This is a genomic window from Pseudomonas sp. SWI36, assembly GCF_002948105.1.
GTDB lineage: Bacteria > Pseudomonadota > Gammaproteobacteria > Pseudomonadales > Pseudomonadaceae > Aquipseudomonas > Aquipseudomonas alloputida.
In genome coordinates this window covers 3,749,438-3,773,347 of sequence record NZ_CP026675.1, presented here as the reverse complement: position 1 = coordinate 3,773,347, position 23,910 = coordinate 3,749,438, and the positions used below count along the sequence as shown (strand labels likewise).

Genomic DNA, 23,910 nt, shown 5'->3' with positions numbered 1-23,910 from the left:
CGGTGACTCGGCAAGCCACCTGCGCTTGCGGCATAATGCCTGGTCAGGAGAACCGCCCCGCCATGCCCGAGCAGCTCAAACAACGCGTCGAAACCTGTTACCAGCAAGCCGAAGCCTTTTTCAAACGCCGCTTCCCGCGCCCCGAAGTCAGCTTCAAACTGCGCGGGCAAAAAGCCGGCGTCGCCCACCTGCACGAGAATCTGCTGCGCTTCAACCTGCAGCTCTACCGCGAAAACCAGGAAGACTTCCTGCGCCAGACCGTGGCCCATGAAGTGGCACACCTGGTTGCCCACCAGCTGTTTGGCGACCGCATCCAGGCCCATGGTGAAGAGTGGCAGTTGATCATGCGCGGGGTGTATGAACTGCCGCCCAATCGTTGCCACAACTATGACGTGCAACGGCGCGCAGTGACCCGCTACATCTACCGCTGCCCGTGCCCGCAAAGCGACTTCCCGTTTACCGCGCAGCGGCACAAGCTGGTGCACCAAGGGCGGCGATACCTGTGCAAGCGGTGCCGGGAAATCTTGGTGTACAGCGGCGAGACGCGGGTCGAATAGATCGGGGGTCGCTTGCACCGGCCCTTTCGCGGGCAAGCCCGCTCCTACGGGTTTCGTGCAATTCCCGGGACGTGCGCTGCACCCGTAGGAGCGGGTTTACCCGCGAAAGGGCCGGAACAGGCCATGCACAAATCCCAGGCATGAGAAAGGCGACCCGAGAGTCGCCTTCCTGTACCCGCCTGCGCCTTACTTCTCGACGAAGGCACGCTCGATCAGGTAGTCACCCGGCTCGCGCATGCGCGGGGAGATCTTCAGGCCGAAGCTGTCCAGCACTTCGCTGGTCTCGTCGAGCATGCTCGGGCTGCCACAGATCATCGCGCGGTCGTCTTGCGGGTTGATCGGCGGCAGGCCGATGTCACTGAACAGCTTGCCGCTGCGCATCAGGTCGGTCAGACGGCCCTGGTTTTCGAACGGCTCGCGGGTCACGGTCGGGTAGTAGATCAGCTTGTCGCGAACCGACTCACCGAAGAACTCGTTCTGCGGCAGGTGCTCGGTGATGAACTCGCGGTAGGCCACTTCGTTCACATAGCGCACGCCGTGCACCAGGATCACTTTTTCAAAGCGCTCGTAGGTTTCCGGGTCCTGAATGACGCTCATGAACGGCGCCAGGCCAGTGCCGGTGCTCAGCAGGTACAGGTGCTTGCCAGGATTCAGGTCGTCGAGCACCAGGGTGCCGGTAGGCTTCTTGCTGATGATGATCTCATCGCCTTCCTTCAGGTGCTGCAGCTGCGAGGTCAGCGGGCCGTCCGGCACCTTGATGCTGAAGAATTCAAGGTGCTCTTCCCAGTTTGGCGAAGCGATGGAGTAGGCACGCATGAGCGGACGGCCGTTGTCCTGCTGCAGGCCGATCATCACGAACTGACCGTTCTCGAAGCGCAGGCCCGGGTCGCGGGTGCACTTGAAGCTGAACAGGGTGTCGTTCCAGTGGTGCACACTGAGGACACGTTCGTGGTTCATGTTGCTCATCGATGGGGCTCCTGAAGAAAAACGCGCGCGCAAAGCGCACAGTTGCGCAATAGTTTAGGGGCAGCGACAATATCTGTTAACTGGATTATCAAGATATGTGTTATCGGTTATATCGATATGCGATTCACACTCCGTCAAATGCAAGTCTTCGTCGCCGTCGCCCAGCACCAAAGCGTCTCTCGGGCCGCCAGCCTGTTGGCGCTGTCGCAGTCGGCCGCCAGTACCTCTATCACGGAACTGGAGCGGCAATCGAGCTGCCAGCTGTTCGACCGTGCCGGCAAACGCCTGGCCCTCAATGCCCTGGGCCATCAATTGCTGCCACAAGCAGTAGCCCTCCTTGACCAGGCCAAGGAAATCGAAGACCTGCTCAACGGCAAATCCGGTTTCGGCTCACTGGCGGTCGGCGCCACCCTCACCATCGGCAACTACCTGGCCACCCTGCTGATCGGCAACTACATGCAGACACACCCGGAAAGCCAGGTAAAACTGCATGTCCAAAATACTGCGCATATCGTGCAACAGGTCGCGCACTACGAAATTGATCTGGGTCTAATCGAAGGTGACTGCAACCACCCCGACCTGGAAGTTCAGCCGTGGGTCGAGGACGAACTGGTGGTGTTCTGTGCGCCACAGCACCCACTGGCGAAACTGGGCCGCGCCGATATCGAAAGCCTCTCGCAGGAGGCGTGGATCCTGCGCGAACAAGGCTCAGGCACGCGCCTGACCTTCGACCAGGCCATGCGCCATCACCGCGCCAACCTTAATATTCGCCTGGAGCTGGAGCACACCGAAGCGATCAAGCGCGCGGTGGAGTCAGGCCTGGGCATCGGTTGCATTTCACGCCTGGCCCTGCGTGACGCCTTCCGCCGCGGCAGCCTGGTACCTGTGGAAACACCGGAGCTGGACCTGCTGCGCCAGTTCTACTTCATCTGGCACAAACAGAAGTACCAGACCTCGGCCATGCGTGAGTTTCTCGAGCTATGCCGCAGCTTCACTGCGGGCTTTACCCGCAGTGACGAGATCGTGCTGCCGCCGATCGCTTAAAGCAGGATCACTCCCCACACCAGCGCCACCATGGTCAGTGCCACCAACTGTGCGGCGCTGCCCATGTCCTTGGCATTTTTCGACAGCGGGTGGCGCTCCAGCGAAATGCGATCGATGGCCGCCTCCACCGCCGAGTTGAACAGCTCGACGATCAGCCCCAGCAGGCAAACGGCGATCATGATGGCCCGCTCGGCGCGGCTGACCGGCAGCCAGAAGGCGATCGGGATCAGCAGCACGTTGAGCAGCACCAGCTGGCGGAATGCGGCCTCGCCCTTGAAGGCGGCACGCAGGCCGTCCAGCGAGTAGCCAGCGGCGTTGAAGATGCGTTTGAGGCCGGTCTGGCCCTTGAATGGCGATGTCATGTGAGTCACTTCACAGCAGAAAGGCCAGCAGACTAGACCGGCTCGGGTCAAAAAAGCGTGAAGCCACACGCAGTCAGTTGCTGGCAACCGATTCAAGTTGTTGCAGCAGCAGTGCAGCCTGGGTCCGGGTACGCACGCCCAGTTTACGGAAGATCGCGGTTACGTGGGCCTTGATGGTCGCTTCCGACACGCTCAGCTCATAGGCGATCTGCTTGTTCAGCAAGCCTTCGCAGACCATGGTCAGTACGCGGAACTGCTGCGGCGTGAGGCTGGCCAAGCCTTCGCTGGCGGCCTTGGCCTCGGCCGAAACATCGACCTTTTCGAACGCCTGCGGCGGCCACCAGACCTCGCCGTCGAGCACCTTGCGCACCGCATCCTGGATCACTTCCAGGGTGCTGGACTTGGGAATGAAACCACTGGCGCCGAACTCGCGGGACTTGACCACCACGGCGGCCTCTTCCTGTGCCGAAACCATCACCACGGGGATCTGCGGGTACTGCCCGCGGAGCAGCACCAGACCGGAAAAACCGTAGGCACCCGGCATGTTCAAGTCCAGCAGCACCAGGTCCCAGTCGGCTTTTTCGCTCAGGCGGGTTTCCAGTTCGGCAATGCTTGCGACTTCGACCAGACGCACATCGGAGCCAAGCCCGAGGGTAACGGCCTGGCGCAGGGCGCCACGGAACAGTGGGTGGTCATCGGCAATCAGGATTTCGTATGTGGCCATCGATCTAAGGATCCTGTTCTGTGCCAGGCACTCGAGTGGAAGGGAAGCGCCCGGCGGGGAATCGGCGCCAAGGAGGCCGAGCACGGTCAAGGGAGATCAAGCCAATCGCCCTGCCGTCTCGCCCACCCTGGCTGCCAGCTCCGTCATTATGAACCAAAGCAGGGGTTGTGCCCCTTGGACTATAGGAAGGTATGCAAACGCTGGTGGGTGTCGTCCTGCTCGTCAAGCGGCAGCCGCCGTTTGCCACTCAGGTAATGCAGGCTGAACACATCCAGATAAGCATCCAGCGCCTGCGAAGCCTGGCTATCGCCAGCAAGGTCCAGGCACATGGCCGCAACTTCTGCCGTACAGAAATGATCATCGCGCTTGGAGCGCCGCAGGCGGTAGCGCGACATCTGCTCGGCTTGCAGGCTCAACACCGGGAAGCGGTCCAGGTACGGGCTTTTGCGGAACATCTTGCGCGCTTCGGTCCAGGTGGCATCCAGCAGGATGAACAGTGGACGCTTGCCCGGCTCGCGCACCACCTCGCTGACCACCCGCTCCTGGGCAACGAATTCGCCCGGAAAAACGATATAGGGCTGCCAGCGCGGGTCATCGAGCAAGGCCAGCAGGCGCTCGTCAACCGCGGTGCGCAACCAGCCGAAGGCCCAGGTGTCTTCAATCAGGTCGGCAATCAACCAGCCGGTGTTGGTGGGTTTCAGCGGCTCGGTGTCGTGCATCAGCAGGCACACACCCGCGTCAGCCTGCACCCTAGGCTTCCAGGCACACAGGCAATGGGTGGCGATGACCCGGCAATCCGGGCAACGCTCGGCACGCGAGCCACGGGCGATGAAAGGCTTGTTGCTGCGGGCCAGGCGTTCGGCGCGCAGACGCGCTACCGCATGGCTCATGCCGGCAGGCCTCTGGACAGATTGAAAATGGGCACAAGGATGACTCGGAGAAAACAAGGCGGCCAGTCTACCAGAACAGGTGGCAATTGCTGTGCAGCCGGCAATGCGCTCCTTATAATCGGGTTTCTACCGTGCCGGTCCTCGCCACGCGCAATTTTACGGAACACCGTTGACCCGCGCATGTCAAAGCGCCAGTCATCGAACCAGGAGAGATTCATGCTGCGCCTTATCGCCCCCGCCCTGAGCCTGCTGCTCGCCCTGCCTCTGGCAGCCCAGGCGGCATCCAAGCAGGATTACGACCTGAACACCCTGCTGCAGAAGGTCGCCAAAGAGAGCAGCGTCGGCACCCCACGCGCAATCAACGAGGACATTCTCGATCAGGGTTACACCGTTGAAGGCAAGGCACTGGTCAACCATCTGAGCGTACGCCAGAGCCACGCAGCGCGCATGCAGGCCAACCCTGAGCAGGTGCGCAGCCAGCTCGGCGACAGCGTGTGCCGCAACAACGGCTTCCGCAACCTGATGTCCAAGGGTGCCGTCATGGTCTACCGCTTCACGGTCTACAAGACCAACCAGCCCGTCATGGACCAGGCCTTCGACAACGCCAGCTGCGTGGCCGGCAACAAGAAGAAGTAAGCACAGCGACGACGCTACGCCTTTTCGTCCTCATGAGCGTGCCAGCGCCCTTCAACGTCATCGGCGCGCATCTCCGCCAACAGCGCCTGCAAGTATCGCGACCGGCACTCCAGCCCCGACAGCCTGCGGCGGCACTCGGCTTCAAGGCTCAGGTGATGCACCTGGGCCGCATTCTCCAGCTGCTGGTAGAGCTGCCAGTCCACTTCGATGACCAAGCGATGCATACCGCCACCTCCTGCATCGACACGTTTCACTCTACCAGTTAACCAAACCCGTGCTGCCGATGGCCGCAGGCCGACAGGCGGCTGCGCCGAACACCTCGGCACGATCGGGCGCAAGGGTCTAGATTGAGGTCAGAGGTATTGGTGCAGAAGGAGACGTCGCATGCCTTACCATTCGAATGAACTGCTGTTCAGCCACTTCCGCGACAACAATATCGACCTGAGCAATATCGAAGCACAACTGCAACTGGTTGCCCCCAACAGCCCCAACCTGCCGCTCTACCGCGACATGATGCTGACCATCCTGCGCATGGCCCATGACGACAGCGACCGCTGGAGCGCCAAGATCACCCTGCAGGCCCTGCGCGAACTGGACCAGTCGTTCCGGACCCTGCAGCGCTACAAGGGCCGACGCAAAGTGACCGTGTTCGGCTCGGCACGCACCCCGCTGGAGCATCCGATGTACGCCCTGGCCCGCGAGCTGGGCGCCACTCTGGCGCGCTCCGACCTGATGGTTATCACCGGCGCCGGCGGCGGCATCATGGCGGCCGCCCACGAAGGCGCCGGCAGCGAGCACAGCCTGGGCTTCAACATCACCTTACCCTTCGAACAACATGCCAACCCGACGGTGAACGGTACCGACAAACTACTGCCGTTCCACTTTTTCTTCATTCGCAAGCTGTTCTTCGTCAAGGAGGCCGATGGCCTGGTGCTGTGCCCTGGCGGCTTCGGCACCCTGGATGAAGCGCTGGAGGTACTGACCTTGATCCAGACCGGCAAGAGCCCACTGGTGCCGGTGGTGCTACTGGATTCGCCGGGCGGGAGCTTCTGGCACGACTGCCTGGACTTCATCAGCCGCCAGTTGGAAGAAAACCGCTACATCCTGCCCAGCGACCTGAAGCTGGTGCGCCTGGTGCACAGCGCTGACGAGGCGGTTGAGGAAATCAACCAGTTCTACAGCAACTACCACTCCAGCCGCTGGCTGAAGAGCCAGTTCGTGATCCGCATGCACCATGCGCTCAGCGAGGCGGCGTTGTATGACATTCAGGAAGGGTTTGCCGATTTGCGCCTGAGTGGCAAATATCACCAGCAAGCGGATAGCAGCGCCGAGCACGAAGTTGGCAATTACAGCCACCTGACCCGCCTGTCATTCGCCTTCAACGGCCGGGATCAGGGCCGCTTGCGTGAGCTGGTGGATTTCATCAACCTGCCGGAGAACTGGGCCAAGCCACAACCCATGCATACCACGCAGAGGGCCAGGCAGGCGCTGAAAGTGAGTTGATGCTTTTCTATAACAGCTCGCGTGATACCTGCAGGAGCAACCTTAGGCTGTTTGCTCCTGCACATGATCGGTTGTTGGGCGCAGACCTTCGTAGGAGCGGGTTTACCCGCGAAAGGGCCTGACCTGCTGCCCAATCTCCCCGGTCATTCACCGGCGCAGCCGCCACCGTATTCGCGGGTGAACCCGCTCCTACCAGTGGTTGGACGCAGACCGTCGTAGGAGCGGGTTTACCCGCGAAAGGGCCTGACCTGCTGGCCAATTTCCCTGGTCATTCGCTGTCGCAGCCGCCACCGCATTCGCGGGTGAACCCGCTCCTACCCCGTGGTTGGACTCAGACCGTCGTAGGAGCGGGTTTACCCGCGAAAAGGCCTGACCTGCTGGCCAATTTCCCTGGTCATTCACCGTCGCAGCCGCCACCGCATTCGCGGGTGAACCCGCTCCTACAATGGAATGGAGACAGCCTGGGGCATTTGGCAAAACAGATTATCCGCTACGGGCACGTGCCACTGTGGTTTAGAGCGTCAATAATCGTCGAGATCACGCCCGCTGAGCAGACGACCGATCATGTCCATAGGGAACCCACGGTAAGCCAGGAACCGGGTCTGCTGGGCGCGGCTGCGCGGATCTTGCGGGCGCTGCCCGGCAAACTTGCGCTGCCACACGTCGCACATACGCTCGCCCCAATTCACCTCGCTTTCACGCAGGGCCTGGTCGATATCTGCACGCGCCAAACCACGCTGACACAGCTCTTCGCGAATACGCGCAGGGCCATAGCCAGAGCCGGAACGATAACGAATGAAACTCTCGAGGTAGCGGGCTTCACTAAGCAGCCCTTCTTCGGCGAGGCGATCGAGTTCAGGCTCGATCAACTCGTCCGAAGCGCCGCGCTGACGCAACTTGCGCGTCAGCTCGACTCGACCGTGCTCACGTCGTGCGAGCAGGTCCATGGCTGTCCGCCGGATGGCGACGGGGGTGTCGAGTACGGCAGACATATTGGGCTATCTACTGCGCAATCAATAACCGGCGTCAGCGTCGGCCATGTCATCGGCATCAGCTTCGGCAGCAGCAGCTTTGCCGGCTTCAGCAGCAGCACCCGCTTTCAGCAACTTCTCACGAATCTGCTTCTCGATCTCGGCACCAATAGCCGGGTTCTCAGCCAGGTACTTGGCAGCGTTGGCTTTGCCTTGACCGATCTTGTTGCCTTGGTAGGCGTACCAGGCGCCGGACTTCTCGACCAAGCCCTGAGATACCCCCAGATCAATGATCTCGCCGTTACGGTAGATACCTTTCCCATAAAGAATCTGGAACTCAGCCTGACGGAACGGAGGCGAGACCTTGTTCTTGACGATCTTGACGCGGGTTTCGCTGCCGACCACTTCGTCGCCTTCCTTGACCGCGCCGGTACGGCGGATGTCCAGACGGACCGAAGCATAGAACTTCAGGGCGTTACCACCGGTAGTGGTTTCCGGGCTGCCGAACATCACACCGATCTTCATACGGATCTGGTTGATGAAGATGACCAGGCAGTTCGCGTTCTTGATGTTACCGGTGATCTTACGCAGCGCCTGGGACATCAGGCGGGCCTGCAGGCCCACATGCATGTCACCCATCTCGCCTTCGATCTCGGCCTTCGGTACCAGCGCCGCAACGGAGTCGACAATGATCACGTCGACCGCGTTGGAACGCACCAGCATGTCGGTGATTTCAAGGGCCTGCTCACCGGTGTCCGGCTGCGAAACCAGCAGGTCATCGACGTTGACGCCCAGCTTGCCGGCGTACTCAGGGTCAAGGGCATGTTCGGCGTCGACGAAGGCGCAGGTAGCACCGTTCTTCTGCGCTTCAGCGATGACAGACAGGGTCAGCGTGGTCTTACCCGACGATTCCGGGCCGTAGATCTCGACGATACGGCCTTTTGGCAGACCGCCGATGCCCAGTGCGATATCCAGCCCCAGCGAGCCGGTGGAGATGGCCGGAATGCCTTGACGCTCATGGTCACCCATGCGCATGACCGCGCCTTTACCGAATTGGCGTTCGATCTGACCCAGGGCCGCAGCCAAGGCGCGCTTCTTGTTGTCGTCCATTGAAATCCTCACGTGTTCGACTTGGCCCTGACGGCCGGAATACCTGTATAAGTAGCCAGTATTATTCCACAGGCAGACGCCCGCGCAAACCCCTGTCGTCGATTTACTCGGCACCAAGCTGTAACAAGCCGTCTAACGCGGCGATCACCGTCTGTCGGCGCACCGCCTCGCGGTCACCGTCGAACTGCCGACGTTCGCTGAATACCCGGTCGCCATCACCCCAGGCCAGCCACACAGTGCCCACCGGTTTGGCTGGCGAGCCGCCGTCCGGCCCGGCCACACCACTCACCGCCACGGCGAAGCGTGCGCCACTGGCGGCCTGAGCCCCACGAACCATGGCTTCGACCACTTCCTGGCTGACTGCCCCCACCTGACCGAACAACGCTTCAGGCACCCCCAGCTGGCGGGTTTTCTGGGCATTGGAATAGGTGACGTATCCGGCTTCGAACCAGGCCGAGCTGCCAGGTATGCGGGTAATGGCTTCAGCAATGCCACCACCGGTGCAGGATTCGGCGGTAGTCACCTGCGCATTGAATCGGCGCAGGTGTTCACCCAGGCGGGTGGCGAGCGTGGTGATCGGGTCCATGTGGGTGCTCCTTGAGGGCGGCTCTCTACCCTATCACCCTGCTTCGGGCTCTGGCTCAGGAAACTTTCAGGCTGGCCCGGGCGATTTCGCTGAACGCCAGTTCGTCACGCTGCCCCAACCGCGGCAGCCCCTCAGGCCACTCCCGGCTCCAGTCGAAGCCGCCCAGCGTGCGCATGTCCTCGATTGCCGAACGCCACCAGACCACCTTGCACGCGCGCTGGTAATCATCACCACTCATCACACTGCCGTAGAGCAACTTGCGGCCGATGCCACGCAACTCCCGGGGTACATGCTTGAGGCTCCATTTTACCGAGAGCCGAGCCAACCACGAGGGCACCGGGCGATGCGCCGGCACCTTCAGGGCCAGACCTGGCATCTTCGAATGAAAATGCTCGCCATGCCGGGCAAAGAAGATTTCTAGAATGGCATGCACGTACTGCTTCATCGCAAAGTAATGGCTGATCACGCCGCGCGCCTCGTTGATCGGCGCGCCATGCAATTCGAAGGAAAAGGCGATCTGCTCGATCGTATGCAAGTCACGGGCATACGGCGTCCAGTCGTCAATCCGGACGATGGCGCGCTCGGCGATGCCAACGTTGTCGCGGGTAAAGCCCATCACACCGCTGTTACACAGCCGCAGGGCATCGGCCGGTGCTTCGCCCGACTCCGCAAGCCCCTCGACGAAGCTGCGGTAATAGCTGCTGCGCGAGGCCTCGGCCCAGCTCATTTCCACCTCGTCGACCAAGAATTGCCCGACATCGACCTGGCTGAACAGCTTTTGCGGCGACTGCAGAAATACCGTATCGGTATCGATGAACACGGTCTTGTCCGCCCACTGCCCGGCCTGGGCAATGGCGCAGGCCTTGCGCCGATGGGTGTAGCCGCCGTCGCCGGCCCAGGCCTGCAAGGTCTGCTCGTCCAGTGCGATCACTTCCACCGGCCAGCCGGCAAAAGCCTGTGGCTGGTCGGTAAGCACGCGGATCACCGGCAGCTCAGCCGGCTTGCAACGGGCCAGGGCGGTGAGGATGCTGAGTTTTGCCTCCAGCTGATAGATCCGGCGCTCGCCATAAAGGAGGTAGATCAGCTGTTGCGTTACATAAGGGACAGGGCTGGACACATTCATCGTGCAGGTCACGGCTAGGGGCATTCATCGAGGGGCGCGCATTCTAGAGGGTTACGCGGCCCAGCTCCACCATTGCCCGCCAGACTGCGCGCATGCCCCAAAGCACGCGCCTGCATCGCAACGAAAAAGCCTGTACCATTACGGGTTTACCATCGCCAACCAGATCCCCCCTGTAAGGCCCTGAATGTCAGATCTTTCCGCACACACCCCGATGATGCAGCAGTACTGGAAGCTGAAGAACCAGCACCCGGACCAGCTGATGTTCTACCGCATGGGCGACTTCTACGAGATCTTCTACGAAGATGCGAAAAAGGCCGCGAAACTGCTGGATATCACCCTGACCGCCCGCGGTCAGTCGGCCGGCCAGTCCATCCCCATGTGCGGGATTCCGTTCCATTCGCTGGAAGGCTACCTGGCCAAGCTGGTCAAGCTCGGCGAGTCGGTGGTGATCTGTGAGCAGATCGGCGACCCCGCCACCAGCAAGGGCCCGGTGGAGCGCCAGGTGGTGCGCATCATCACCCCGGGTACGGTCAGTGACGAGGCACTGCTCGACGAGCGCCGCGACAACCTTATTGCAGCATTGCTCGGTGACGAGCGCCTGTTCGGCCTGGCGGTACTGGACATCACCAGCGGCAATTTCAGCGTGCAGGAGATCAAGGGCTGGGAAAACCTGCTGGCCGAACTCGAGCGCCTGAACCCGGTCGAGCTGTTGATCCCCGACGACTGGCCACGGGACCTGCCTGCGGAGAAACGCCCAGGCGCCCGCCGCCGCGCACCCTGGGACTTCGACCGCGACTCGGCACGCAAGGCCCTGTGCCAGCAGTTCGCGACCAAGGACCTCAAGGGCTTCGGCTGCGACAAACTGACCCTGGCCATCGGCGCCGCCGGCTGCCTGCTGACCTACGCCAAGGAAACCCAGCGCACCGCCCTGCCGCACCTGCGCAGCCTGCGCCACGAGCGTCTGGACGATACGGTCATCCTCGATGGGGCCAGCCGGCGCAACCTGGAGCTGGACATCAACCTGGCCGGCGGGCGCGACAACACCCTGCAATCGGTGATCGACCGCTGCCAGACCGCCATGGCCAGCCGCCTGCTGAGCCGCTGGCTGAACCGCCCGCTGCGCGACCTCAAGGTGCTGCAAGCACGCCAGGACTCGATCCGCTGCCTGCTCGACAGCTACCGCTTCGAGAAGCTGCAGCCGCAGTTGAAGGAAATTGGCGATATCGAGCGGATCCTCGCCCGGATTGGCCTGCGCAATGCCCGCCCGCGCGACCTGGCACGCCTGCGCGATGCGCTGGGTGCGTTGCCAGAGCTGCAGAACGCCATGACCGAGCTCGAAGCACCGCACCTGGCGCGTCTGGCGGCCATTACCGGTACCTATCCGGAGCTGGCCAGCCTGTTGGAGCGGGCGATCATCGATAACCCGCCGGCGGTGATCCGCGACGGCGGCGTACTGAAGGCCGGCTATGACAACGAACTGGACGAGCTGCTGGCAATCAGCGAGAACGCCGGCCAGTTCCTGATCGACCTGGAAGCCCGAGAAAAGGCTCGCACCGGCCTGGCCAACCTCAAGGTCGGCTACAACCGCGTGCACGGCTACTTCATCGAACTGCCGACCAAGCAGGCCGAACAGGCCCCGGGCGACTACATCCGCCGCCAGACCCTCAAAGGCGCCGAGCGCTTCATCACCCCGGAGCTGAAGGCGTTCGAGGACAAGGCATTGTCGGCCAAGAGCCGCGCCCTGGCCCGCGAGAAGATGCTCTACGACGCGCTGCTGGAAACCCTGATCAGCCACCTGGCGCCGCTGCAGGACAGCGCCGCCGCGCTGGCCGAGCTGGATGTGCTCAGCAACTTGGCCGAGCGCGCACTGAACCTCGACCTTAACTGCCCACGCTTCGTCGACGAGCCTTGCCTGCGCATCGAGCAGGGCCGCCACCCGGTGGTGGAGCAGGTGCTGACCACGCCGTTCGTGGCCAACGACCTGGGCCTGGACAACAGTACGCGCATGCTGATCATCACCGGCCCGAACATGGGCGGTAAGTCGACCTACATGCGCCAGACCGCCCTGATCGTGCTGCTGGCGCACATCGGCAGCTTCGTGCCGGCAGCCAGCTGCGAGCTGTCGCTGGTCGACCGCATCTTCACCCGCATCGGCTCCAGTGACGACCTGGCCGGCGGGCGCTCGACCTTCATGGTGGAGATGAGCGAAACCGCCAACATCCTGCACAACGCCACCGACCGCAGCCTGGTGCTGATGGACGAAGTGGGCCGCGGCACCAGCACCTTCGACGGCCTGTCGCTGGCCTGGGCTGCCGCTGAGCGCCTGGCCCAGCTGCGTGCCTACACCTTGTTCGCCACCCACTACTTCGAACTGACCGTGCTGCCGGAGAGCGAGCCGCTGGTGGCCAACGTGCACCTGAACGCCACCGAGCACAATGAACGCATCGTGTTCCTGCACCACGTGCTACCCGGCCCTGCCAGCCAAAGCTACGGCCTGGCCGTTGCGCAGCTGGCCGGCGTACCGACGGCAGTGATCCAGCGTGCCCGCGAGCACCTTGGCCGGCTGGAAACCACCAGCCTGCCCCATGAGCAGCCTGCGGCCCACAAGGCCAAGGACGCGCCGCAAGTGCCGCACCAGAGCGACTTGTTTGCCAGCCTGCCTCATCCAGCCATCGAGAAGCTGGGCAAGCTGCAACTGGACGACATGACCCCGCGTCAAGCTATCGAAATGCTATATCAACTAAAGAACCTGTTATAACGGCGCCCATTACAAGCTGGTAGAATCCGCCGCGGTTTGCTGGTGCTGCAGGTTATTAGCCTGGCCTGCAGCCACATACCCGTAAACCGCGCGGCCCTGAGAGGAAGGGCCGCCGCCGTCGCCTGAGGAGAGAATTAGAAATGACCTTCGTCGTCACCGACAACTGCATCAAATGCAAATACACCGACTGCGTGGAAGTCTGTCCGGTGGACTGCTTCTACGAAGGCCCGAACTTCCTGGTCATCCACCCGGACGAGTGCATCGACTGCGCCTTGTGCGAGCCGGAGTGCCCAGCGCAAGCCATCTTCTCGGAAGACGAAGTGCCTTCGGGCATGGAAAACTTCATCGAGCTGAACGCCGAGCTGGCGGAAATCTGGCCTAATATCACCGAGCGTAAGGACGCCCTGCCGGACGCTGAAGAATGGGATGGCAAGCCTGGCAAGATTGCCGACCTGGAGCGCTGATAGCGCCCAGACGCGAAAAAGGCCCTTCGGGGCCTTTTTTGTTTTCCTACAGGCAAAAAAAAGGGGCGGTTTGACCCGCCCACATTTTTTCCGTAGTCCCTGCTTGTCCCAAACATCATCCTGATGAAATCGCTTCTTGCGATGTCCCTGGCCTTCATCCTGAAAGCCTGTGCATGTCCCTGTGCACAGTTCGAATACTAGCGGGTTCAGCCCGGCGAGCAAGCGATGGACCTTGCAAGGTATTTCCGCGGACACATTTACTCACCGGTGAATAAACCATGCTTTTCAATGGGTTGTAAAAAGGCAGCCTTTGGAAACGACTTTGATTTACTGAAGGTTGCATGGAAAGCTTACACAACGAGTAAGCAAAGGCTTACACGCGATGTTACCGGGGTAGCGCGGTACACATTTGATAGATGTCTTGCCAGGTAGCGTATGGGCGCCATGCGCCTCGGGCAATCTGAAGGGCAACTCGCTTTTCGCCACAAACAAAAACGCCCCGAGATGATCGGGGCGTCTTTTGTTACAGCGCTAGCTACTGGAACAATGACTCGCTGGACAGACCATTCTTTTCAAGGATCTCGCGCAAGCGCTTGAGCCCTTCCACCTGGATTTGCCGCACGCGTTCACGGGTAAGGCCGATCTCCAGCCCAACATCCTCCAGGGTACTGCTTTCATGGCCGCGAAGGCCAAAGCGGCGTACAACCACTTCACGCTGCTTGTCGGTCAACTCACCCAGCCACTGATCGATGCTCTGCGACAGGTCGTCATCCTGCAGCAGTTCGCACGGGTCGGTCGGGCGGTCGTCGGTCAGGGTATCGAGCAGGGTCTTGTCCGAATCCGGGCCAAGCGACACGTCTACCGAAGACACCCGCTCGTTCAGGCCGAGCATACGCTTGACCTCGGCGACCGGCTTTTCCAGCAAGGTGGCGATTTCTTCCGGCGAGGGCTCGTGATCGAGTTTCTGCGTCAGCTCGCGCGCGGCGCGCAGGTAGACGTTCAGTTCCTTGACCACGTGGATCGGCAGGCGAATGGTGCGGGTCTGGTTCATGATCGCCCGTTCGATGGTCTGGCGAATCCACCAGGTCGCATAGGTCGAAAAACGGAAACCACGCTCCGGGTCGAACTTCTCGACCGCCCGGATCAGCCCCAGGTTGCCCTCCTCGATCAGGTCGAGCAACGACAGGCCACGGTTCACGTAACGACGGGCAATTTTGACAACCAGGCGCAGGTTGCTTTCGATCATGCGCTTGCGGCCGGCAGGGTCACCCTTTTGCGACAAGCGCGCAAAATGCACTTCTTCTTCCGGCGAAAGCAGCGGCGAGAAACCAATCTCGTTGAGATACAGCTGGGTGGCATCGAGCGCCCTGCTGTAATCGATGTACTTGTGTTGCTTGAGCGAAGAGCCCGATTTGGCCCTCGTCCGAACCGAAGATACAGCAGGTTCGTCTGACACCACATCCGTTTCCAAAACGATACCCGTCTCCATCAGGAGGACGTCATCGTCGATGTCAAACTCCGGCACTTCTTTACTGAGAGCCATTGTTATAATCCTTTGCTGAGTTCGAACTCAGACTCGAGCGGCACCTTTCTCCCTGGCAGCGCTTGAGCCTGTCCCCTCTACATCACAGGAACAGGCTGGGTACAACGGTCAACGACGTGGCAGGAACTGGAGTGGATCGACGGGTTTGCCCTGGCGGCGAATCTCGAAATGCAGCTTCACCCGATCTGTGCCCGTAGACCCCATTTCAGCAATCGACTGCCCTGCCTTGACCTGCTGCCCCTCCCGAACCAACAGCCTGCGGTTATGACCGTAGGCACTGACGTAGGTGTCGCTGTGCTTGATGATGATCAGCTCGCCGTAGCCCCTCAAACCACTCCCGGCATAAACCACCGCACCATCAGACGCAGCAAAAACAGGCTGTCCCAAATCACCGGCGATATCAATGCCTTTATTCAAACTACCGTTTGAAGCGAATTTTCCAATCAGTACACCGTTGGCAGGCCAGGTCCACCCACCTACCGCGCGCTCTGCGGCTGGTACGGTAGCAACCACAGGGGCAGGGGCGGAAGGCGCCGACGTGGCCGGTTTGCTGGTGCTGGCAGGCGCCGTGGCAGTGCTGCCCACAGGCCGCCGCGTGACCGTGGTGCGGCTTGACGAGGACGGGCTGGACACCACCGTGGTGCGGCTGCTGGAACCGCTGCTGAAACGAATCGCTTGGCCCGGGCGGATGGTATAAGGCGCCTGAATGCCATTGCGTGCAGCCAGCTCCTTGTAGTCCCAGCCATAACGGAAGGCGATGGAGAACAGGGTGTCGCCTGGCTTGACGATGTATTGCCCAGAAGTCACCGCCGGGCGCTTGGGCACGGTGTTGTTGCGGTCGACCACCCGCGCGCTGTTGCTGCTGGTGCTTGAGCAACCCACCAGAAGCGAGCCCATGGCCAATGCAATCACCAGAAGCTTGAAACCCGACCCGTCCTTGCGCTGCCGAATGACTGTGTGACCCACCCGCGCTCCCCTCATGGTGCCGAAAATCGATATGAAGACAAGAAATGCAATATTGTTGCAATTATAACCAAGCCAGCCGGTAATGGCAGACGGGTACAAAAGACGGGCATAAAACCCCGGTGCACGCTGTGCGTCAGCGCTTCGCACCGCCTGATAGACAGGGCGAAGCGACAAGAATTCGCCACCGGCACAAAAATACACCGCGCCTCATGCCCGCACAGCTCGGATCAACAGGCCTCAGGCCAGGGGACCATTGAGCAGCGGCACGAAACGCACAGCCCCCAGTACCCGACGGGAGAATCCATGCTCCTCGCGCACGATCAGCATCAGTTGCTGCGCTTCGCCGGCCGGCCCTACCGGGATGACCATGCGCCCACCGGGTGCCAGTTGGTCGAGCAGTGCCTGTGGCACTTCCGGCGCCACGGCGGTGACGATGATGCCGTTGTACGGCGCAAGCGCCGGCCAACCCTCACAACCGTCACCCCAGCGGAAGACCACGTTGCGCAGGTTAAGCTCCACCAGGCGCTCTTTGGCCCGGTCCTGCAGTACCTTGATGCGCTCTACCGAAAACACTCGCTCGACCAGCTGGGCCAGGATCGCCGTCTGGTAGCCCGAACCGGTGCCAATCTCCAGCACCTTGTCCAGCGGCCCGGCCTCGAGCAACAACTCGCTCATGTGAGCAACCATGAACGGCTGGGAGATGGTCTGGTTGTGGCCGATCGGCAGCGCGGTGTCTTCGTAAGCCCGATGCGCCAGCGCCTCGTCGACGAACAGGTGGCGCGGCGTACGACGGATCACGTCGAGCACCTTGGTGTTCGAAACCCCCTCTTCGCACAAGCGCTGGATCAGCCGCTCCCGGGTACGCTGAGAGGTCATGCCGATGCCACGCCGCAGCATATCGTCCTCACGCATCAAAGCAGGCCCTCCAGCCATCCATCGAGCTGCTCGAAGGCATCATTGAAGGTGCGGTCGAGCTGCAACGGGGTAATCGATACGTAGCCTTGCATCACCGCGTGGAAGTCGGTGCCCGGGCCGCCGTCCTCGGCATCACCGGCCACGGCAATCCAGTAGCCTTCCTTGCCACGCGGGTTGACCACCTTGGTGGGCGCCGCCGCCCGCGCCCGGTGACCGAGACGGGTGAGCTGGATGCCACGGATGTGCTCCAGCGGCAAGTTGGGAATATTGACGTTGAGTACGGTGCGTGGCGGCAACACCAGGCGCGACTGTGCCTCGACCAGACGACGGGCGATATAGGCCGCAGTCGGCAGGTTGTCCGGCTGGCGCGACAACAGCGAGAACGCCAGCGAGGTACCGCCGAGGAAGCGGCCTTCCAGCGCCGCAGCGACCGTTCCCGAATACAGCACGTCATCGCCCAGGTTGGCACCGAGGTTGATCCCCGACACGACCATGTCCGGCATCTGCGGCAACAGCCCATTGAGCCCCAGGTGCACGCAGTCGGTCGGCGTGCCGTTGAGGCTGATGAAGCCATTGGCCAAGGTCTGCGGATGCAGTGGCCGGTCCAGCGTCAGCGAACTGCTGGCGCCGCTCTTGTCTTGATCCGGGGCGATCACCGCGCACTCGGCATAATCCGCCAGCGCAGCGTGCAGCGCGGCGATGCCAGGTGCGGTAACACCGTCGTCATTCGAAATCAGAATACGCATGGGCTGTCCGTCTGCCCTGCCGACACCAGATCCACGACTTCACGCACCACCACGGTGGCGAAGCATCCGGCCGGCAGGACGAATTCCAGTTGCAGGATATCAGGCTCGGGATAATGCCACGTCAGGCCGCCAATAGGGAGCCGCAGAATTCGCCGTTCGTGATCCATGCCCGCCTGGGCCAGCCACTGGCAAAGTGCCGGCTGACGTGCGCCGATAGCGTTTTCCAGCTGCGCAGGCGCACCGCCAGCAGGTGAAGCGCCCTCCCCCCACATCGGGCCGGTTGGATGCAAGTCGAGAATCGCCAGGCGCGGGTCGGCACATTCCGCCTCACCCGCCGGGAAGAAACTGCGGCTGTCGGTGAACGCCAGCAGGTCGCCGACCTGGGCTCGGGCCCAGCTACCGTCAGCCACACGCGCAGCCAGCAACTGATTGAACAGGTAGCTGCGCCCGGCCGAAAGCAGCCGCGAACGCACGTTGCGCTGTTCAGGCAAAGCCTTGCGCGCGGCCCAATCGAGGGCCTCATGGACGTTGCCACCCCCGTGCCCGAAGCGCTGGGTGCCGAAATAGTTGGGCACACCTTGCTGCCTCAGCTGCTCCAGGCGGGCATCCACCGCCTGGTGATCGGCAGCCAGGGCGGTCAGGCGCAAGGTGAACCCGTTGGCCGAATGCGCGCCGCGCTGCAGTTTGCGCTGGTGACGCACCTGCTTGAGCACACGCAGGCTGGCATCCTCGGCACGCGACAGATCCGGGTCGGCCTTGCCCGGCAGGTGCAGGCTGAACCACTGGCGGGTCAGCGCCTGGCGGTCCTTCAGGCCGGCGTAGCTGATGCTGCGCACCGGCACGCCAGCGGCGCGGGCGAGGCGCCGGGCAGCTTCTTCAGTGTTCAGATCACGCTTCTCGACCCACAGCCACAGGTGCTCGCCTTGGCCCGATAGCGGTATATCCAGGACTTCGTCAACCTGAAAGTCTTCGGCGACCGCTTTGAGGATGGCGGTGCCCAGGGGTTCGCCCGATGCGCGCGGGCCCAGCAGTTCCAGTTCGGTCATGCTGGCAGCAGCAGGGCGACCGAATGCACGGCAATGCCCTCCTCGCGGCCGGTAAAGCCAAGCTTCTCTGTGGTAGTGGCCTTGACGTTGACCTGGTCGAGCTCGACCTGCAGGTCTTCGGCGATCAGCTGGCGCATGGTTTCGATGTGTGGGGCCATTTTCGGTGCCTGGGCGACGATGGTGGCGTCAACGTTGCCGACCTTCCAGCCCTTGGCCTTGACGATGCCGACCACATGGCGCAGCAGCACGCGGCTGTCAGCCCCCTTGAACTGCGGGTCAGTGTCAGGGAAGTGCTTGCCGATGTCGCCCAGCGCCGCAGCGCCAAGCAAGGCATCGCTCAGGGCGTGCAGCAGCACGTCACCGTCGGAGTGGGCCAGCAGGCCGTATTTGTGGGGGATACGCACCCCGCCCAGGGTAATGAAATCACCGTCGCAAAAACGGTGCACATCGTAGCCGTGGCCAATACGCATAAGAAAACGCCCTGAATGAGTCAGGGCGTGATTCTACCTGCTTTGCAGGGGATTTGTGGGATTGGGGCTGCTGTGCAGCCCTTCGCGGGCACGCCCGCTCCCACAGGAGGCGTTAAACCCGCCCCAGTGCCACCGCATGATGGCGCAGGTGTTCCTCGATGAAGCTGGCAATGAAGTAGTAGCTATGGTCATAACCCGGCTGCATACGCAGGGTCATTTCATGGCCACCTTTGCGTGCCGCCTGCTCCAGCGCTTCAGGCTTGAGTTGCTTCTCGAGGAAGTCGTCACGGTCGCCCTGGTCCACCAGCAACGGCGGGCATTGGCCAGCAGGGGTTTCGGCCAGCAGCACACTGGCATCCCACTCACGCCAGCGTCCACGGTCTTCACCCAGGTAGCGGCTGAAGGCCTTCTCGCCCCACGGACAATCCATCGGATTGCTGATCGGCGAGAATGCCGACACCGAGCGGTAGCGCCCCGGATTGCGCAAGGCGCACACCAGCGCGCCATGCCCACCCATGGAGTGGCCGCTGATGCTGCGCTCGCCCGACGCCGGGAAGTGCGCCTCGATCAGGGCTGGCAACTCCTCCACCACGTAGTCGTGCATGCGGTAGTGCTGGGCCCAGGGTTGCTGGGTGGCGTTGAGGTAGAAGCCAGCACCCAGGCCGAAGTCCCAAGCGCCGTCCGGGTCGCCCGGCACCTGCTCGCCACGCGGGCTGGTATCGGGGGCAACGATGATCAGCCCCAGCTCGGCGGCCAGACGCTGGGCGCCGGCCTTCTGCATGAAGTTCTCGTCGGTGCAGGTGAGGCCGCTGAGCCAGTACAGCACCGGCAGCTTTTCGCCCTGCTCGGCCTGCGGCGGCAGGTACACCGCGAACACCATATCGCAACCCAGCACCTTGGACTGATGCCGGTAACGCTTGTGCCAGCCGCCGAAGCTCTTCTGGCAGGAGATGTTATCCAGGCTCATGGCAGACCTCAGAAGTGGATCACGCTACGGATGCTCTTGCCTTCATGCATCAGGTCGAAGGCCTTGTTGATGTCTTCCAGACCCATCGTGTGGGTGATGAAGGTGTCCAGCGGGATCTCGCCTTTCTCGGACATTTCCACGTAGCTCGGCAGCTCGCTGCGGCCACGCACGCCGCCGAACGCCGAACCACGCCAAACCCGACCGGTAACCAGCTGGAACGGACGCGTGGAAATTTCCTGGCCGGCACCGGCCACACCGATGATGACCGACTCACCCCAGCCCTTGTGGCAGCATTCCAGGGCGGCGCGCATCAGTTGAACGTTGCCGATGCACTCGAAGGAGAAGTCCACGCCACCATCGGTGAGGTCGACGATCACTTCCTGGATCGGGCGATCGTAGTCTTTCGGGTTGACGCAATCGGTGGCACCCAACTGGCGGGCGATTTCGAACTTGGCCGGGTTGATGTCGATGGCGATGATACGCGAGGCCTTGGCCTTGACCGCACCGATCACGGCCGACAGGCCGATGCCACCGAGGCCGAAGATGGCCACGGTATCACCGGGCTTGACCTTGGCAGTGTTGAGCACCGCGCCGATACCGGTGGTGACGCCGCAACCCAGCAGGCAGACCTTTTCCAGGGGTGCTTCTTTCTGGATCTTGGCCACGGAAATTTCCGGCAGCACGGTGTATTCGGAGAACGTCGAGGTGCCCATGTAGTGGAACAGCTGCTGGCCCTTGTACGAGAAGCGCGTGGTGCCGTCCGGCATCAGGCCCTTGCCCTGGGTGGCGCGGATGGCCTGGCACAGGTTGGTCTTGCCCGAGAGGCAGAACTTGCACTTGCCGCATTCCGGGGTGTACAGCGGGATGACGTGGTCACCCACGGCGAGCGAGGTCACCCCCTCGCCTACCGCTTCGACGATGGCACCGCCTTCGTGGCCGAGGATCGACGGGAAGATACCTTCCGGGTCAGCACCGGAGAGGGTATAGGCATCGGTGTGGCAGACACCGCTGGCGACCACGCGCAGCAGCACTTCACCGGCCTTTGGCATGGCCACGTCGACTTCGACGATTTCCAGGGGTTTCTTGGCTTCGAAGGCTACGGCAGCACGGGACTTGATCATCAAAGGTCTCCAGACAGTGGATCGATTCAGTCATGCAGTGTAATTCAGCGCCTTTTGATGAATAATCAGGCCAAAGACAAAACATTATTGCCACACAGGGATAATCGATGAGCAGCCGATGGGAAGGCATCGACGAATTTGTCGCCGTGGCCGAATCGGGCCAGTTCACTGCCGCCGCCGAACGCCTGGGGGTTTCCTCATCGCACATCAGCCGGCAGATCGCCCGGCTGGAGGACCGCCTGCAAACGCGTCTGCTGTATCGCAGCACCCGCCGTGTAGCCCTGAGCGAAGCGGGGCAGACCTTCCTGCAGCATTGCCAACGCTTGCAGGATGGCCGTGAGGAAGCGCTGCGCGCCATGGGCGACCTGGCCAGCGAACCCAAGGGCTTGTTGCGCATGACGTGCGCAGTGGCCTACGGCGAGCGCTTCATCGTGCCGCTGGTGACGCGATTCATGGCGCTGTACCCGCAGTTGCGCGTGGATGTGGAGCTGAGCAACCACACCCTCGACCTGCTGCATGAAGGCATGGACCTGGCCATCCGCCTGGGCCGCCTGGCCGACTCTCGCTTGGTGGCTACCCGCCTGGCGCCAAGGCGCATGTACCTGTGTGCCTCGCCGGCCTATCTTGAGCGCTATGGCCGGCCACACAGCCTGTCGGAGCTGGCGCGGCACAATTGCCTGGTGGGGAGTTCGGACTTGTGGGCGCTACAGCAGGATGGCCGTGAGATCAGCCAGCGGGTACAGGGTAACTGGCGCTGCAACAGTGGCCAGGCAGTGCTGGATGCGGCGCTGCAAGGGATCGGGTTGTGCCAGTTGCCGGATTACTACGTGCTGGAACACCTGAACAGTGGTGCGCTGGTGTCGCTGCTGGAGTCGCACCAACCGCCGAATACGGCGGTGTGGGCGCTGTATCCGCAGCAGAGGCACCTGTCGCCGAAGGTAAGGCGGCTGGTGGATTACCTGAAGGAGGGGTTGGCGGGGTTGCCGGAATATCGTTTCGGCTGACGGGATGTGCTGCATGTACTGGCCTCTTCGCGGGTGAACCCGCTCCTACGACGGCCTGCGTCCAACCACCGGTGTGTGTCTACCACCGTGTAGGAGCGGGTTTACCCGCGAATACGGTGGCGGCGGCAACGGTGGACGGCGGGTAGGGATTGGCCAGCAGGCCCGGCCCTTTCGCGGGTGAACCCGCTCCTACGACGGTCTGTGTCCAACCACCGAAGCCTGTGTAGGAGCGGGTTTACCCGCGAATACGGCGGCGGCGGCAACGGGGAACGGCGGGTGGGGATTGGCCAGCAGGCCCGGCCCTTTCGCGGGTGAACCCGCTCCTACGACGGTCTGTGTCCAACCACCGATGCAATCCAGTGTAGGAGCGGGTTTACCCGCGAAAAGGCCAGCCCAGGAGAGCGCTCAGCGTTTACCCGCCCAGCGCTGGCGCAACCATTCGAGATCTTCGGGCCGGGTCACCTTTATGTTGTCACTGCGCCCTTCCACCAGCCGCGGCGCCTGACCGGACCATTCGATGGCCGAAGCTTCATCGGTCACCACCACATCCGACACCAGGCACTCAGCCAGCGCCCGGTGCAACGCTCCAAGGCGGAACATCTGCGGTGTGTACGCCTGCCAGATCGTGCTGCGGTCCACGGTAGCACTCACCCGGCCATGGCTGTCGGCACGCTTGAGGGTGTCGCGCGCCGGCACCGCCAGCAGGCCACCCACCGGGTCGTCCGCCAGCTCCGACAACAGCTTGTCCAGGTCGCTGCGCGCCAGGTTCGGCCGCGCAGCATCGTGCACCAGCACCCAGTCGCTATCCCCCGCCCCCTGGGCATGCAGCACCAGCAAGGCGTTAAGCACCGAGTCAGCGCGTTCACGCCCGCCCGCCGCGCACTGGATGCGTGGGTCGCTGGCGCAGCGCAGGCCAGGCCAGTACGGGTCGTCTTCGGCAATGCTGACCACCACGCCCTTAAGCGCCGGGTGGCCAAGAAAACAGTCGAGGCTGTGCTCGAGAAGGGTCTGCCCAGCCAGCTCCAGGTATTGCTTGGGGCGGTCGGCAGCCATGCGGGCACCTACACCCGCCGCAGGGATCACGGCCCAGAAGGCCGGTAAGGTATCGATCATTTCTGTGGCAACTGGAAGAGGGTTTCGCCCTCTTTGACCATCCCCAATTCATGGCGGGCCCGTTCTTCAACGGTCTCCATGCCTTTTTTGAGCTCTAGCACTTCAGCATCGAGCACACGATTACGTTCGAGCAAGCGCTCGTTTTCGGCATGCTGATCGGCAATCTGCTGCTTCAGTTCGGTCACTTGCGCCAGGCTGCCGTTACCCACCCACAGGCGGTACTGCAGGCCACCCAACAGCAAGAGCAGAACGAGGAACAACCAATAGGGACTGCGCATCACGTTATCCAGGTTAAAAAGGCTGCCGCGTACTTTTTACTTCGGGG

General features: G+C 62.2%; 26 protein-coding genes. 7 read left to right on the top strand and 19 right to left on the bottom strand.

Going from position 1 to position 23,910, the window contains the following annotated elements; all coding sequences use genetic code 11:
• Positions 1-62: 62 nt before the first annotated feature.
• Positions 63-557: a SprT family zinc-dependent metalloprotease gene (locus tag C4Q27_RS18035; RefSeq protein ID WP_003252383.1), complete on the top strand. Its 495-nt coding sequence runs from the start codon at positions 63-65 to the stop codon at positions 555-557.
• Between the two features lie 186 nt (positions 558-743).
• Here C4Q27_RS18035 and fpr read toward each other — a convergent pair whose 3' ends face one another.
• Entirely contained in the window at positions 744-1,523 is a 780-nt protein-coding gene (gene fpr, locus C4Q27_RS18030; protein ID WP_003252381.1) for a ferredoxin-NADP reductase, read from the bottom strand.
• A 117-nt stretch (positions 1,524-1,640) separates the two neighbouring features.
• Between fpr and finR the strand changes: the two genes are divergently transcribed.
• On the top strand, positions 1,641-2,567 hold the full coding sequence (gene finR, locus C4Q27_RS18025) for a LysR family transcriptional regulator FinR (RefSeq protein WP_004574844.1): 927 nt from the start codon (positions 1,641-1,643) through the stop codon (positions 2,565-2,567).
• On the opposite strand, the gene C4Q27_RS18020 is transcribed toward finR, so the two are convergent.
• The 3 genes from C4Q27_RS18020 to C4Q27_RS18010 all read right to left on the bottom strand — a co-directional run bounded on the left by C4Q27_RS18020 (position 2,564) and on the right by C4Q27_RS18010 (position 4,543).
• Positions 2,564-2,929 carry a diacylglycerol kinase gene (locus C4Q27_RS18020; protein WP_010952700.1) on the bottom strand — a complete coding sequence of 122 codons (366 nt, stop codon included), beginning with the start codon at positions 2,927-2,929 and terminating at the stop codon, positions 2,564-2,566. The two genes, finR and C4Q27_RS18020, sit on opposite strands and share 4 nt — an antisense overlap.
• Before the next feature lie 73 nt (positions 2,930-3,002).
• The gene (gene erdR, locus C4Q27_RS18015) at positions 3,003-3,653 is read right to left on the bottom strand and encodes a response regulator transcription factor ErdR (RefSeq protein WP_010952699.1); all 651 of its coding nucleotides are present in this window, start codon (positions 3,651-3,653) and stop codon (positions 3,003-3,005) included.
• A gap of 179 nt (positions 3,654-3,832) precedes the next feature.
• On the bottom strand, positions 3,833-4,543 hold the full coding sequence (locus C4Q27_RS18010; protein WP_004574842.1) for a tRNA-uridine aminocarboxypropyltransferase: 711 nt from the start codon (positions 4,541-4,543) through the stop codon (positions 3,833-3,835).
• A gap of 216 nt (positions 4,544-4,759) precedes the next feature.
• Here C4Q27_RS18010 and C4Q27_RS18000 point away from each other — a divergent pair, with 216 nt between their 5' ends.
• Positions 4,760-5,179 carry a quorum-sensing-regulated virulence factor family protein gene (locus tag C4Q27_RS18000; RefSeq protein ID WP_003252372.1) on the top strand — a complete coding sequence of 140 codons (420 nt, stop codon included), beginning with the start codon at positions 4,760-4,762 and terminating at the stop codon, positions 5,177-5,179.
• Positions 5,180-5,193: 14 nt separating this feature from the next.
• Here C4Q27_RS18000 and C4Q27_RS17995 read toward each other — a convergent pair whose 3' ends face one another.
• Complete coding sequence (locus C4Q27_RS17995; protein WP_064493442.1) at positions 5,194-5,403, bottom strand: hypothetical protein; 210 nt, start codon at positions 5,401-5,403, stop codon at positions 5,194-5,196.
• 160 nt (positions 5,404-5,563) lie between these two features.
• Here C4Q27_RS17995 and C4Q27_RS17990 point away from each other — a divergent pair, with 160 nt between their 5' ends.
• Complete coding sequence (locus C4Q27_RS17990; protein WP_019436650.1) at positions 5,564-6,682, top strand: LOG family protein; 1,119 nt, start codon at positions 5,564-5,566, stop codon at positions 6,680-6,682.
• 521 nt (positions 6,683-7,203) lie between these two features.
• Here C4Q27_RS17990 and recX read toward each other — a convergent pair.
• The 4 genes from recX to C4Q27_RS17970 form a co-directional block, all read right to left on the bottom strand.
• A complete protein-coding gene (recX, locus tag C4Q27_RS17985) occupies positions 7,204-7,674 on the bottom strand; it encodes a recombination regulator RecX (protein ID WP_064493441.1) in 471 nt (156 codons plus the stop codon).
• A gap of 21 nt (positions 7,675-7,695) precedes the next feature.
• Entirely contained in the window at positions 7,696-8,763 is a 1,068-nt protein-coding gene (gene recA / locus C4Q27_RS17980; RefSeq protein ID WP_003252365.1) for a recombinase RecA, read from the bottom strand.
• A 103-nt stretch (positions 8,764-8,866) separates the two neighbouring features.
• Positions 8,867-9,349 carry a CinA family protein gene (locus C4Q27_RS17975; protein WP_010952695.1) on the bottom strand — a complete coding sequence of 161 codons (483 nt, stop codon included), beginning with the start codon at positions 9,347-9,349 and terminating at the stop codon, positions 8,867-8,869.
• A 55-nt stretch (positions 9,350-9,404) separates the two neighbouring features.
• A complete protein-coding gene (locus C4Q27_RS17970) occupies positions 9,405-10,472 on the bottom strand; it encodes a hypothetical protein (protein WP_064493440.1) in 1,068 nt (355 codons plus the stop codon).
• Between the two features lie 184 nt (positions 10,473-10,656).
• On the opposite strand from C4Q27_RS17970, the gene mutS reads away from it, so the two are divergent.
• Together mutS and fdxA are read left to right on the top strand one after the other, a co-directional pair.
• A complete protein-coding gene (gene mutS, locus C4Q27_RS17965) occupies positions 10,657-13,230 on the top strand; it encodes a DNA mismatch repair protein MutS (protein WP_010952693.1) in 2,574 nt (857 codons plus the stop codon).
• Positions 13,231-13,370: 140 nt separating this feature from the next.
• Positions 13,371-13,694: a ferredoxin FdxA gene (gene fdxA / locus C4Q27_RS17960; RefSeq protein WP_003252355.1), complete on the top strand. Its 324-nt coding sequence runs from the start codon at positions 13,371-13,373 to the stop codon at positions 13,692-13,694.
• 535 nt (positions 13,695-14,229) lie between these two features.
• On the opposite strand, the gene rpoS is transcribed toward fdxA, so the two are convergent.
• From rpoS to C4Q27_RS17920, 8 genes are all read right to left on the bottom strand, one after another.
• Entirely contained in the window at positions 14,230-15,237 is a 1,008-nt protein-coding gene (rpoS, locus tag C4Q27_RS17955) for an RNA polymerase sigma factor RpoS (protein WP_003252351.1), read from the bottom strand.
• 108 nt (positions 15,238-15,345) lie between these two features.
• Positions 15,346-16,203, bottom strand: coding sequence for a peptidoglycan DD-metalloendopeptidase family protein (locus C4Q27_RS17950; protein ID WP_049588177.1), 858 nt, complete (start codon positions 16,201-16,203; stop codon positions 15,346-15,348).
• A gap of 237 nt (positions 16,204-16,440) precedes the next feature.
• Positions 16,441-17,079, bottom strand: a complete 639-nt coding sequence (locus C4Q27_RS17945; RefSeq protein WP_003252348.1) for a protein-L-isoaspartate(D-aspartate) O-methyltransferase — start codon at positions 17,077-17,079, stop codon at positions 16,441-16,443.
• 35 nt (positions 17,080-17,114) lie between these two features.
• A complete protein-coding gene (gene surE, locus C4Q27_RS17940) occupies positions 17,115-17,864 on the bottom strand; it encodes a 5'/3'-nucleotidase SurE (RefSeq protein WP_010952690.1) in 750 nt (249 codons plus the stop codon).
• A complete protein-coding gene (truD, locus tag C4Q27_RS17935) occupies positions 17,852-18,910 on the bottom strand; it encodes a tRNA pseudouridine(13) synthase TruD (RefSeq protein ID WP_064493438.1) in 1,059 nt (352 codons plus the stop codon). The genes surE and truD overlap by 13 nt, the downstream gene beginning before the upstream one ends.
• Positions 18,907-19,380: a 2-C-methyl-D-erythritol 2,4-cyclodiphosphate synthase gene (gene ispF / locus C4Q27_RS17930; RefSeq protein WP_016501146.1), complete on the bottom strand. Its 474-nt coding sequence runs from the start codon at positions 19,378-19,380 to the stop codon at positions 18,907-18,909. The genes truD and ispF overlap by 4 nt, the downstream gene beginning before the upstream one ends.
• A gap of 112 nt (positions 19,381-19,492) precedes the next feature.
• Positions 19,493-20,347: an S-formylglutathione hydrolase gene (fghA, locus tag C4Q27_RS17925; RefSeq protein WP_104887140.1), complete on the bottom strand. Its 855-nt coding sequence runs from the start codon at positions 20,345-20,347 to the stop codon at positions 19,493-19,495.
• An 8-nt stretch (positions 20,348-20,355) separates the two neighbouring features.
• Positions 20,356-21,468, bottom strand: a complete 1,113-nt coding sequence (locus C4Q27_RS17920; RefSeq protein ID WP_014592131.1) for an S-(hydroxymethyl)glutathione dehydrogenase/class III alcohol dehydrogenase — start codon at positions 21,466-21,468, stop codon at positions 20,356-20,358.
• A gap of 107 nt (positions 21,469-21,575) precedes the next feature.
• Between C4Q27_RS17920 and C4Q27_RS17915 the strand changes: the two genes are divergently transcribed.
• Complete coding sequence (locus C4Q27_RS17915; protein WP_064493437.1) at positions 21,576-22,472, top strand: LysR substrate-binding domain-containing protein; 897 nt, start codon at positions 21,576-21,578, stop codon at positions 22,470-22,472.
• Between the two features lie 405 nt (positions 22,473-22,877).
• Here the strand turns inward: C4Q27_RS17915 and ispD are convergent, their stop codons facing one another.
• Positions 22,878-23,585, bottom strand: coding sequence for a 2-C-methyl-D-erythritol 4-phosphate cytidylyltransferase (ispD, locus tag C4Q27_RS17900; protein ID WP_064490978.1), 708 nt, complete (start codon positions 23,583-23,585; stop codon positions 22,878-22,880).
• On the bottom strand, positions 23,582-23,863 hold the full coding sequence (ftsB, locus tag C4Q27_RS17895) for a cell division protein FtsB (protein WP_004576849.1): 282 nt from the start codon (positions 23,861-23,863) through the stop codon (positions 23,582-23,584). Before ftsB ends, ispD begins: the two co-directional genes overlap by 4 nt.
• Between the last annotated feature and the right edge of the window lie 47 nt (positions 23,864-23,910).